Genomic DNA, 11248 nt, shown 5'->3' with positions numbered 1-11248 from the left:
ACGGTACGTAGTATAGGCATACCCCCCGAAGGTATGGCGCGGCCGCCGTCTGGGTAGTGCAGCGGGCAATGGCCGATGGTAAAACAGCGGACATGAGGGAATCGGAGCTGCCAGCATTCGATGTGGTCGTGGTGGGGAGCGCGAACGTGGATGTGTCTGCACGGGTCCTTCACCTTCCATCCCCGGGTGAGACGGTGCTGGCCACGAGCCTTGTGCGCTCCCCGGGTGGAAAAGGAGCCAACCAGGCGGTCGCGGCAGCCCGGGCCGGAGGGGCACTCGTGGCGTTCATCGGCGCCGTCGGGGCTGACGCCGAGGGGGAATGGCTCAGTGCGCGCCTCGCCGCCGATGGTGTCGACACGGCGATGCTGGCCCGTAGCGGTGATCCGACGGGGCAGGCGCTGATTTCCGTGGCTGCGAATGGGGAGAACGTCATCGTGGTGGCCCCCGGCGCCAACGCCACCTTGGCGCTCACCCCAGCTCAGAAGGAGATGGTGGCGCGTGCTCGGGTTGTCGTGACACAGTTGGAGATCCCCGTGGAGGCGGTGGCATCGGCCAGTGCGGCCCGAGCCTGCGGCGCGGAGTTCCTGTTGAACGCGGCCCCGGCACGTCCGCTGCCCGTCGAACTCCTCGCTGACGTGGACGCACTGATCGTCAACGAGCATGAGGCAAGGGAAATCTCCGGGCTGCCTGACCTTGATGCCGCAGCGTCCTACCTCGTGGCTCACGTTCCTGTGGCGATCATCACGCGGGGAGCCGCGGGCGTGACGCTGGCGATGACGCCCCGGGCCGCCAGTCTGGCCGATGGAGGTGTGGCGATGCCTGGGCCTGCGAGAGAAGAGGCTTGTGAGAGCACAGTGCCGCCGTACCTGGTGGACGATGTCGTCGACACCACAGGGGCCGGGGATACCTTCTGTGGGGTGCTCGCCGCGGCGCGCGCTCAAGGCCTCTCCTGGGAGGATGCCGTGCGTGAGGCGTCCGTAGCTGCGGCGCTCGCCGTCACGGCAGCGGGTGCGCAAGACGCGATCCCTTCGCGGCAGCGCGTGCTGCACGCCCTCCAGACCGAGAGGTAGGCGACCCGAGCCTTAGTCGGCCAGCCCCAAGGCGGCGTGCGAGTGCTGGATGTGCTCGGCGCTCAGGCGTCCGGCGCGTTCGACGTCCCCGGCGCGAATGGCGGCCACGATGGCGCGGTGCTCGGCGGTCAGTTCATCGCGCAGCCGGTCCCATTCGGGGGCCACATGCTCGGCGGCCAGCAGGAGCGAGGTGACCGTCTCGCGGATCGCGACCGTCAGATCCCGGACGAGCCGATTGTGACCCATCCGCGCCATGGTCAGGTGGAATGCGGTGTCGAGTTCATTGAAGGCGAGCGCGCTGGTGCCGTCGGTCATCTGCTCGACCAGGGCGTCGAGTTCGGCGAGGGCCGTCTCGTCGTGCTGTTCGGCAGCCACCTCGGCTGAGGCGCGTTCCAGCACCATGCGGGTGTGGGTGAGTTCCCGGTTGGAGATGGTGTCCAAGGCGACGTGCAGTTTCAGCATGTGCCCGAACGCGTCGCCGGGTTCGGACGCCACCCTCGTCCCGCCCGCAGCGCCGGGCAGGGTGACGATGACGCCCTGGGCGCGCAACACCTTCATGGCTTCGCGGACGGCGCTGCGGCTGGCGCCCAGCCGGGAGGCCAGTTCGCGCTCGTTCGGCAGACGCGTCCCGGGTGCAGCGTGGCCCTGCAGGATCTCTCCGGTGAGGTAGTCCAAAACCACCTCGTAGCCACCCACGCCCGTTGTCATAGCCCCATTGTGACCGATCCGCTGCGCGCCCAAGCCAAGTGCCGCCCAGCAGCGCCTCGTTGCCGCGGGGCTGCCTGTCGTGCCGGGGTGTTGCCGAATCCGCCAGATGACCGCCTGCGAAGGGTCCGCGCCCGGCGCGAGACACTGGCCTTGACGCCGCGGGGCGACCCCGCGCAGAAGGTAGGTCGGTGTGCTCGACGTGATGGCGGCGAACCCGTTGCTCACGCTCATGATCGTGCTCGCGCTGGGGGGCCTGTTTGGCCAGATCCCGTTCGGGCCCATCCGCTTCGGTGCAGCCGGGGCGCTGTTCATGGGGCTGGTCGTCGGTGCCCTGGATCCCCGTTTCGGGCAAGGCTTGGGCCTGGTGAAGTCGCTGGGTGTCGTCTTGTTCTGTTACACGGTGGGGCTGGTCGCGGGTACGACGTTCCGCTCCGACCTGCGCCGCCAGTGGGGGCTGATGCTCGCGGGCATCCTCGGCTTGGTGGCGATGGCGGGGGCTGGTGTCGGGTTGGCGTCCGCCCTGGGCTTGACCCGCAACATCGCGGCGGGCGCGTACGCGGGCGTCCTCACCTCACCGGCGATTGATGCGGCGATCACGGCGACGGGCGGTGCCCCCGACACTCTGGTCGGCTATGCCCTGGCGTATCCGACGGGGGTCATCGTCGGTATGGCCGTGGTGGCGTTCATCGTCGCGCGCCGCTGGCCGGGGACCGGTGACTCGCCGTCGCTGGCTGAGGCTGGGCTGACGGCCCGTAGCGTCGTGGTGTCCAAGCAGGTGATGTGCCACGACGTGCCGGGCTGGAGCGAGCAGGCCGTCAAGTTCTCCTACCTGGAACGCGACGGCGCCATGCGCGTCCTCAACCCCACTGAACCGTTCGAACCGGGCGACCGGGTGCTGGCTGTCGGCAACCCCGACGATGTTGCGATGGCGGTCGATTTCCTCGGCCATGACAGTGAGCGCACGCTCACCCACGACCGTCGCGAGGTCGATTTCCGGCGGTTCCTGGTGTCCAACCCGTCGCTGGTCGGGCGCAGCATTGCCGAGCTGAACGTGAGCGGACGCCTCCACGGCATCGTCACCCGGGTCCGGCGTGGCGACATCGACATGCTGGCCCGCGACGATCTGGTCCTTCAGCCCGGCGATCGCGTCCTGGCCGTGGTCCCCAGCGATGATCTCGAAGGCGCGGGGGAGTTCTTCGGCGACTCGGAGCGACGCGTCTCTCAGGTGGACGCCCTCACGCTGGGCCTCGGCATCCTGCTCGGCTTGGTGGCCGGGTTCGTGTCGATCCCGCTTCCGGGCGGGATCCGGTTCGGGCTGGGCGCCGCCGCTGGTCCGCTGGTCGTCGGCATGATCTTGGGCGGTTTGCACCGGGTGGGTCCGTTCCGGTGGGATCTGCCGCAGCCCGTCGGGGCGACGTTGCGCCAACTAGGGCTGATGATCTTCCTGGCCTGCGTCGGCCTCGCCTCGGGTCCCTCGTTCGTGGCCAAGGCGTTCACGTGGGAGGGCCTGTCCGTCGTGGCGATGTCGGCGCTCATTCTGCTGCTGGGCTGCGCCGTCCTCATCGTCGCCGCCCGCGCGGTGAAACTGTCGGCCCCGCGAACGGCAGGGGCCCTGGCCGGGTTCGTGGGCCAGCCCGCGATCCTCGCCTACGCCAACGGGCGCGTCAACGACGAGCGGATCGACTCGGCCTACGGGGCACTGTTCGCGCTCGGGACCGTGGTGAAGATCCTGCTGGTCCAAGTCATCGCGTTGGCCTGACGCCAGCGGGATGCCGGGAGCCCTGCCTTCAGCGCAGGGCCTAGTGTGGGGCGTTATGAGTTCGGAACTGCTGGGGGGCGCTCGCCGCGTCCTGTTCGTGCACGCCCATCCTGACGACGAGACGCTGGCCACCGGCGGCCTGATCGCCGCCTTGGCTGACGCGGGCGTGGAGGTGTTCCTGCTGACGGGGACGCGTGGCGAGCAGGGCGAGATCGTGCCCGGCAGTTTCACCGTTCCCGGCGCCGTCAGCGCGGGGACGCTGAGCGCGGAGCAGGCCGAGGCGCTCGCCCAGCATCGCATCGCGGAGGTCCGGGCGGCGGCGCGGACGCTGGGGGTGTGCCGCGTCGCGTTCCTGGGCGAGGAGGGGGCGCGAGCGGCCGGGTTGACCCCCCGCCGCTACACCGACTCGGGCATGGTGTGGTTGGACGCCGCCGAAACGCTGGCAGGGCCAGGCCCCGACGCCGGACCCGATGCGCTGAGCCGCGCCGAACCCGCCGAGATCGCCCACGACATCGCCACCTTCGCCACCGCGTGCGAGGCGGAGGCTCTCGTCAGCTACGACGACCACGGCGGCTACGGACACCCCGACCACATCGCCCTCCACACCCCCACGGTGGAGGCGGCACGGCTGCTCGGGATCCCGTTCTGGGAGGTGGCCTCCGACCCTGAGGGCCCCGGCGAGCACGTGGACGCCACCGCCTACCTGGATCAGGTCAAGGCCGCGCTGGCCCACCACGCGACCCAGGTCACCGTCGACGGCGACGAGGTCGTGCACGTTGGCGGGCAGCGCCAACCCATTGCCACCCGCTTCACCCTGCGTCGCGCCTGAACGCTTCGCCCGGCACGCCACCGCCCCTGAGAAGCCACCCGGACTAGGGCCGCGAGGCGTGGCTCCCTAGCGCGGACGCGCCAGGTGGGCGTCCATCAGTCGCCGGGCGGCCAGGGTCACCTCGGTGCGGTGGGGATCGGGAACACCGGAGGCCACCTGAGCGAGGAAGGCGTCGATCTCACCGGACATGGTGTTCCCGGGTGCGGGCGGGGTCTGCGCGAACAGGGTTTCCGGCGTGCCGCCTCGTGGACGCAGGATGACGGACCCGGTCTCGGCGAGGTCGTCGATGACGAGGGAGGCGTCCTCGCCGGTGATGACGCTCGGGGTCACGCCATGGGTGATCTTGGACCAGGTCACGCTCACGATGGTGCCGGGGTAGCCGAGGGTCAGCGTCCCTGCCCCTTCGAAACCGTTGTGCAGGTACGCCGAGGCGCCGTCGGCGGTGTCGGGGTGCAGGCCGAACAGGTCCAGGGCGGGCTGGAGGACGTACACGCCGATGTCGTCCAGCGCCGAATTCTCCAGGGCCGGGTCGAAGGCGCGCAGGATCTCCCCGGCCCGGAACGCGTCGTAGCGGGACGAATACTGCTGCTTACTCAAGGACGCCTGCCGCAGGGTGCCGAGACGATCCAACCCGGCCCGGATCGCCGCATAAGCGGGCGTGTAGAGGCTGCGGACCGCCTCCATGGCGATCAGCCCGGACGCCGCCGCAGCCGACTGGATCTGGGCGATCTGCGGTGCCGAGCCCGCCATCGTCTTCTCCACCAGAACGTGACGGCCAGCCGCGAGCGCCGTCATGGCCTGGGGATGGTGCGCGATGATCGGGCTGGCGATGTAGACCGCGTCCACGGCATCCAGCATCGCCTCATAGTGGGTGGTCGCCGAAGCGATGCCGTGACGTTGCGCGAAGGCGTCGCCGGACGCGGTCGCACGCGAGTACACCGCGGCGACGGTGGCGTCCGCGCGGGACGCCACCGCCTCGGCGAACCAGTCGCTGATGACGTTGGTGCCGACGATGCCAAAGCGCAGCATGCTCACCCGTTCAGGGCGTCCCGCAGGACCGACAGCGGCACCGACCCCAGCTTGAGCGCCCGGGAGTGGAAGTCACGCAGCGAGAACTCCTCGCCCCGGGCCTGCGCCTGAGCCGTGGCTTCGGCGCGAATCTGCTCCCACAGCCGCTGGCCCACCTTGTAGCTGATCGCCTGCCCGGGCCAGCCCATGTAGCGGTTGAGTTCGAACCGCAGGGAGGCCTCGTCCATGTTGACGTTGTCCTTCAACAGCGCCCACGCCTTGTCGTAATCCCACACGACGCCGCCGTACTGCTCGAAGGCGGGCTTGCCCAGGTGGACGCCGAGGTCGACGACGACACGGGCAGCCCGCAGCCGCTGCGAGTCGAGCATGCCGAACCGGTCGCCCGCGTCGGCGAGATAGCCGAACTCGTCCATGAGACGTTCGGCGTACAAGGCCCAGCCTTCGCCGTGGCCCGAGAGCCACAGCACGCCCCGGCGCCAGCGGTTCAACTCGGCCGAGTTGTAGACCGCCTGCCCGAACTGCAGGTGATGCCCGGGGACGCCCTCGTGGTAGACGGTCGTCAGTTCACGCCACGTGTTGAAGGTGGTGACGCCAGCGGGGACGCTCCACCACATGCGCCCCGGACGCGAGAAGTCGTCGGTCGGCGGGGTGTAGTAAATGCCCCCGGACTGCGTGGGGGCGATCATGGCCTCAATGCGCCGCAGCGGCTCGGGGATGTCGAAGTGGACGCCGTTGAGTTCGGCGATCGCCTCGTCGGCCTTCGTCTGCATCCAGGTGCGCAGCGCGTCCGTGCCGTGGATCTGGCGGGCCGGGTCGGCGTCCAAGGCGGCGACCGCGTCAGCGACGCTGGCGCCAGGGCCAGCGATCTCCTGGGCGAGGGCCTCCTGTTCGGCGGTGACCCGAGCCAGTTCCTCCACGCCCCAGGCGTAGGTCTCGTCGAGGTCGATGCTGGTGCCGAGGAACTGCCGCGAAGCCCGCTGGTAGGCGTCGCGCCCGACCGCATCCGCTGCGGGCGCGTGCTCCAAAAGCTCCTCGCTGAGGAAGGTGGCGAGGGTGCCGTAGGCCTCGCGGGCCACGGCTGCCCCATTCGCGAGAGCGGCCGCGAGTTCCCCGGACGCAGGCTGACCATCGACGACGGCGTTCGCCACGAGCGTCGTGAAGAAGGAACCCTCGGCGTCGGCCAGTTCGGCTGCCTCGGTGATCGCCAGGTCGACCTGACGACGTGCCGGGACGTGACCTGCCCGGATGCCCGCGCGCAACGTTTCCGTGTACCCGGCCAGCGCACCCGCCATCGCGGCCATGCGTCCGGCGATCGTGTTCCACTGCTCTGCAGTGTCCTGACCCATCAGGTCGAACACGTTGCGCAGCGTTTGGAGCGGGGAGGCGATGTTGTTGAGGTCGCGCTCGTGGTCGCCCGCCTCGTAGCTTTCGAGGCTGAGCCCGAGCCGGTCGCGCAGGGATGCGGCGGTGACGACATCGGTGTCATCGGCGGGGGTGAGTTCGTCCAAGGCGGCCAGGGTGCGGCGGTCCAGATCGGCCAGCGCTGCGGCGCCTTCGGGCGAGAAGTCGTCCAGCAGGTGGTCGCTGCCTGGGACGCCAAGCTCAGTCGCCAGGAGCGGGCTGTGTTCCAGGAGGGCGCGGGTGTAGTCGTCGGCCAGTTGATCGATGGCGGTGGTTTCTCTCACCAAATCACCGTAGCGACCCACGCGCGCGCACGGCAGAGGGCGCCCCGAACTGGCAACCCCGACGAGCACCAGCGACGCTGCGGCGCCAACGGCTCGGAATCTCCGGGCCCGACGTGAACACCGGAATGGAGGGGGTCGGCGCGCGTGCCACGATGGTGTCGTGACCAAGGTCTGGGCCCATCGGGGCGCGAGCGGATCGGCGCCGGAGAACACCCTCCCGGCGTTCGAGTTGGCAATCGAGCAGGGTGCGGATGGGCTGGAGTTCGACGTCCAGCTCACGCGCGACGACTTCGTCGTCGTGATCCACGATGAGACGCTGGAGCGGACGACGAACGGCAACGGCTGGGTCGCCGACCACAGCCTCGACGACCTCAAGCGCCTCGACGCGAGCGCCGGGCATGACGGCTTCGCCGGGGTCACCATCCCCACGCTGGAAGAACTGTTCACCCTGGTTGCGAGCGCGGACGTGCGGCTCAACGTCGAACTGAAGAACTCACGCATCCCCTACCAGGGCATGGAGGAGCGTGTCATCGCGCTCATCGACCAGTTTGGCCTGCGCGAACGCGTGATCCTGTCGTCGTTCGACCACAACTCCCTGCGGGGCCTCGCCGAGGCCGGAGTCGGGATGCCGCTCGGTGTCTTGTACTCCGAGCCCTTGTGGCGGCCGTGGAACTACGCCGTCAAGCTCGGTGCGTCCGCGCTGCACCCGTCGCTGGCGGCCACCCGCCACAAGACGGTGGAGCGCAGCCACGAGAACGGCCTCGAGGTCAACGTGTGGACGGTCAACGAGGCCGAAGACATGGAGCGTGTCGCCGAGTGCGGCGTGGACGCGCTGATCACGAACCATCCCGAGTTGGCGCGCAGCGTCCTGGACGCGCGCTGACTCCTCGCGCCCGGTGGCGGTGACCGTCGCCGGGCGCAGCGACGGTCAGGGCTGCGACGGGGAGGGCTCGATGCCGACGAAGCGGCGCAGGGCTGCCGCCCCGGACACGGTGATCGGCTCGCCTCGGATCAGGTCTTCTGGCAACAGCAGCATGCGCTGGAGGGTGCCGCGCTCATCGCGGGGGTGCTTCCAGTCCAGCCCGTTCTCCTTGTAGCCCACTTTCTGGGAAACGCGGATGGAGGCCGGGTTGTCGGTGAAGGCTGCCGACGTCACGAACTCGAAGCCCAACTCGTCGAAGAGCAGGGTGCAGAACGCCCGACGCATGGCTGTCCCGATGCCGCGTCCTTGATAGCGGCGGCCGAGCCAGGAGCCGGTCTCTCCGAAGCGCAGCGTGGGAAAGTCCTGGGTGGTCACCCCTTGGACGCCGACGACCTCGCCCTCCCACACGGCGGACAGGTTGAGTTCCCAGGCGTCCGTACTGAAGGTGGCTAGCGTTCGCCACCACCATTGCAGGTAGTGGGAGGGGAGATCCTCGTCGGTGACGTCCGTCCAGGGGAACGAGAACGGCATGACCTCATCGGCGTGGACGCCGTCGCGGACCACGTCGATCAGGGCGAGGACATCCTCGGCGCTGATGCTGCGCAGCTCGAGAGGGCCCGCGGTGACGCGGACACCGAGCGGCGGGAAGGCCTGGGCCAGTCGTTGCTCCGCTGTGCTCATGGGCGTGGATCCTTCCCGCCTGTCGCGGTCGAGCAGGTGTCGTTGCCAGGGTAGGCCAGGCGGCATCCCGGGTGGGGGCGTTCCGCGGGGTGGGGGTAACTCGGGGGCGTGCCTGCCAACGGACGACGGGCGGCTGGTCACACCGGGATGCGTGTAATGCAAGGTACCTGGCGGTACCCTGAACTGGTGAACGAGCAACGCACGGCCCAGATCCGCAAGGGCGTCGTCGAACTTGCCGTGTTGGCGTTGTTGGCCAGCGGGGAGCGCTACGGCTCGCAGATCGTGGACGAACTGGCGGCCCGTCCCGCGCTGGCGCTCACCTCAGGGACGGTCTATCCGCTGCTGGCCCGCCTGCTGAAGGCGGGGCTGATCGCCTCGACCTGGCGCGAGTCGCCGGTCGGGCCGCCCCGCAAGTACTACGCGCTGACGGCCGAAGGGCGCGTCGCCTACGCCGACCTGCACGAGGCCTGGCGATCCGTCCGCGCCGCCGTCGACACTGTGGTGAAGGAGAACTCATGATCCGTTCCCTAGACGATCTCAGCCCAGCTACTGCCGATACGGCTCGCCGCTGGCTCGAGGCCAGCGTGGCGCACCTGCCGCAGGATTACCGGGACGTGGTGCGCGACGACCTGCTGGGCGCGATGTTCGCTGTGGTTGAGGCGGGCATGACGCCGCAGGAACTGGCCGCTGCGGTCGCCCCACTGGCTGCCGCGACCGTGCCCAGCGACGAGGAGGCTGGCGAACGAACGGACGGCTCGCGCCTGGTCGGCACGTGGTGGGGCATCCCTTACGATCTGCGTCCGCCCACCGGCGAGCGCATCCGGCGCAGCATGTGGAATCCCGCCGACCCGCATCTGTTGCGGCCGCGCGCCTTCGGGGTGGGCTGGGATCTCAACGTCGGCGCCCTGGCTGTCCGCCTCGGCTTGATCGAACCGGACGCCGAGGACGTCCCCTTCACCTCGGTCCCCCCGCAGGCCTACCGCGTCGCGGCGGCTCCGCCGCTGGCATTGAGCGCCGCCGTCGTCGCCCACTACGTCGTCCGGGGGCGCAGCCTCGCCGACCCGCTGCCGCGCCACTGGAGCGCCGCAGGTCGTCCTGACGCGTGGACGTCGAAGCGCGCCGCAGCCTGCACAGACCTGCTCGTCGCGGCGGGTGCCGGAGCATTCGGCTTGACGGCCTTGTCGCCGCGGCGTCCGGGCGCCGAGCGAGCCGGGCGTCTGGCTGTCGCCACCGGTGCGGCGGGGGGTGCCGCGGCCATCACGGTCGCCCGATCCGTCCCGCACGGGGGGTGGTGGGTTGGTCCGCTGACCATCGCCTCCCTGGCTGGCGGCGCAGGGGTAAGCCTGTTGGGTCTGGCGTTGGCCGGACGCCGCGGCGAACAGGAACGCGACCTCACCGGGAAGGCACGCGCATGAACGACGCAACCACAGGTCCGACGCCTGGGCAGGCGTCCCCCGGCAGGGCCACCGTCAACTGGCGGGCCGTTGGCCTCTTCTACCTCATCGCCGTGGCGGGATGCTCTCTTGCTGCGGGGGTGTTGGTCCTGGTCGGATCGCGCATGGGAAGCGGCGCGACGGGGATCGTCGCGGGTGCCGCAGCCATGCTCGCCCCGCTGATCGCGGGGCTGATCGTGGAACGCTTCGTCCTGCGCCGCCGGACCCTGCTCAGCCGCGGGTGGGCATCCTTCCTGGCCGCGAAGCTGCGCACCATCGGCCGGATCGCCGCCTGGGGTGCTGTCGGCTACGTGGCCGTGGTGGCTGGCATGTTCGCCGTCGCAGCGCTGGCCTCCGGGCGCGTGCCCGGCGCCGGAACCTGGGCCACGCAAGCGCAGTTCGATCAGATCCTGACCGCCGCGCAGCCCATCTTGGCGGGCCGCAGCGTTCCTATCGGGCTGGTCGTCGGGTCGGGGTTCATCCAGGCTCTCGTGGCGGGGTTCACCATCAACGGGATCTTCGCTTTCGGGGAGGAGTACGGCTGGCGCGGTGTCCTCGCTGACCAACTCGCCCCGCTCGGGGTGGTGCGCGCCAATCTCCTCACCGGCGTTGTGTGGGGGCTGTGGCATGCGCCGCTCATCGCGCTGGGGCACAACTATGGCGACCAGTGGGCCATCGGCATCTGGCTGTTCGTCGTGATCACCACCCCGTTGTCGTTCATCTTGTGGTGGGCGCGGCAGCGATCCGGCTCCGTCGTCGCTCCTGCCGTGGTGCATGGCGCATTCAATGGATTTGCGTCGGTTTTCGTGTTGCTGCTGGTGGGGGCCGATCGGTTGATCGCCCTTCCGGTCGGGGTCTTGGCCGGTGTGGCGCTCAGCCTTGTCGCGCTGGTGTTGTGGCTGGTTCCCGGCCTGCGCCCGCGGCAGCCCCTGCCCGTGCGGGCGTCAACGGATCGCCGAGGTTTCTCTGGGGGCAGGGTTTCGCCGCAGTTGGATGCGGCGGCTACCCTTGCTCGCCGACGATTCCTGTCCCCGCCTCCCGGCGGGACGTGCCCTACTCCCGCGGCTTCCACGTGAGGCCCGAGGCACGGCGTGGAGTCGTTTCGGCGTCCGTCCCCACCCGGACGCAGCTT

At 69.9% G+C, this 11248-nt stretch carries 11 protein-coding genes; 7 read left to right on the top strand and 4 right to left on the bottom strand.

Going from position 1 to position 11248, the window contains the following annotated elements:
• Positions 1-92 precede the first annotated feature (92 nt).
• Positions 93-1070, top strand: a complete 978-nt coding sequence (locus C1706_RS05295) for a PfkB family carbohydrate kinase (RefSeq protein ID WP_129458189.1) — start codon at positions 93-95, stop codon at positions 1068-1070.
• A 12-nt stretch (positions 1071-1082) separates the two neighbouring features.
• Here C1706_RS05295 and C1706_RS05290 read toward each other — a convergent pair whose 3' ends face one another.
• Positions 1083-1778 carry a FadR/GntR family transcriptional regulator gene (locus C1706_RS05290; RefSeq protein WP_164987442.1) on the bottom strand — a complete coding sequence of 232 codons (696 nt, stop codon included), beginning with the start codon at positions 1776-1778 and terminating at the stop codon, positions 1083-1085.
• 202 nt (positions 1779-1980) lie between these two features.
• On the opposite strand from C1706_RS05290, the gene C1706_RS05285 reads away from it, so the two are divergent.
• Positions 1981-3537, top strand: coding sequence for an aspartate:alanine exchanger family transporter (locus C1706_RS05285; protein WP_129458407.1), 1557 nt, complete (start codon positions 1981-1983; stop codon positions 3535-3537).
• 55 nt (positions 3538-3592) lie between these two features.
• Complete coding sequence (locus C1706_RS05280) at positions 3593-4366, top strand: PIG-L family deacetylase (protein WP_129458187.1); 774 nt, start codon at positions 3593-3595, stop codon at positions 4364-4366.
• 66 nt (positions 4367-4432) lie between these two features.
• On the opposite strand, the gene C1706_RS05275 is transcribed toward C1706_RS05280, so the two are convergent.
• Together C1706_RS05275 and C1706_RS05270 are read right to left on the bottom strand one after the other, a co-directional pair.
• Positions 4433-5395, bottom strand: a complete 963-nt coding sequence (locus tag C1706_RS05275) for a Gfo/Idh/MocA family protein (RefSeq protein ID WP_129458186.1) — start codon at positions 5393-5395, stop codon at positions 4433-4435.
• A gap of 2 nt (positions 5396-5397) precedes the next feature.
• Positions 5398-7080, bottom strand: coding sequence for a DUF885 domain-containing protein (locus C1706_RS05270; protein WP_129458185.1), 1683 nt, complete (start codon positions 7078-7080; stop codon positions 5398-5400).
• A gap of 160 nt (positions 7081-7240) precedes the next feature.
• Between C1706_RS05270 and C1706_RS05265 the strand changes: the two genes are divergently transcribed.
• The gene (locus C1706_RS05265; protein WP_164987441.1) at positions 7241-7963 is read left to right on the top strand and encodes a glycerophosphodiester phosphodiesterase; all 723 of its coding nucleotides are present in this window, start codon (positions 7241-7243) and stop codon (positions 7961-7963) included.
• Between the two features lie 45 nt (positions 7964-8008).
• On the opposite strand, the gene C1706_RS05260 is transcribed toward C1706_RS05265, so the two are convergent.
• On the bottom strand, positions 8009-8683 hold the full coding sequence (locus C1706_RS05260) for a GNAT family N-acetyltransferase (RefSeq protein WP_129458183.1): 675 nt from the start codon (positions 8681-8683) through the stop codon (positions 8009-8011).
• A gap of 186 nt (positions 8684-8869) precedes the next feature.
• On the opposite strand from C1706_RS05260, the gene C1706_RS05255 reads away from it, so the two are divergent.
• From C1706_RS05255 to C1706_RS05245, 3 genes are read left to right on the top strand one after another with little or no spacing between them, the layout of a single operon-like run.
• Entirely contained in the window at positions 8870-9202 is a 333-nt protein-coding gene (locus C1706_RS05255) for a PadR family transcriptional regulator (RefSeq protein ID WP_241653444.1), read from the top strand.
• Positions 9199-10098 (top strand): DUF5808 domain-containing protein, encoded by a 900-nt coding sequence (locus C1706_RS05250; RefSeq protein WP_129458181.1) that lies wholly within the window; start codon positions 9199-9201, stop codon positions 10096-10098. The genes C1706_RS05255 and C1706_RS05250 overlap by 4 nt, the downstream gene beginning before the upstream one ends.
• On the top strand, positions 10095-11192 hold the full coding sequence (locus tag C1706_RS05245) for a CPBP family intramembrane glutamic endopeptidase (protein WP_129458180.1): 1098 nt from the start codon (positions 10095-10097) through the stop codon (positions 11190-11192). The genes C1706_RS05250 and C1706_RS05245 overlap by 4 nt, the downstream gene beginning before the upstream one ends.
• Positions 11193-11248 lie beyond the last annotated feature (56 nt).

It is taken from the genome of Propioniciclava flava, from assembly GCF_004126535.1.
Taxonomy (GTDB): domain Bacteria; phylum Actinomycetota; class Actinomycetes; order Propionibacteriales; family Propionibacteriaceae; genus Propioniciclava; species Propioniciclava flava.
The sequence above is the reverse complement of the archived record's forward strand: the minus strand, read 5'-3'. Positions and strand labels throughout refer to the sequence as shown.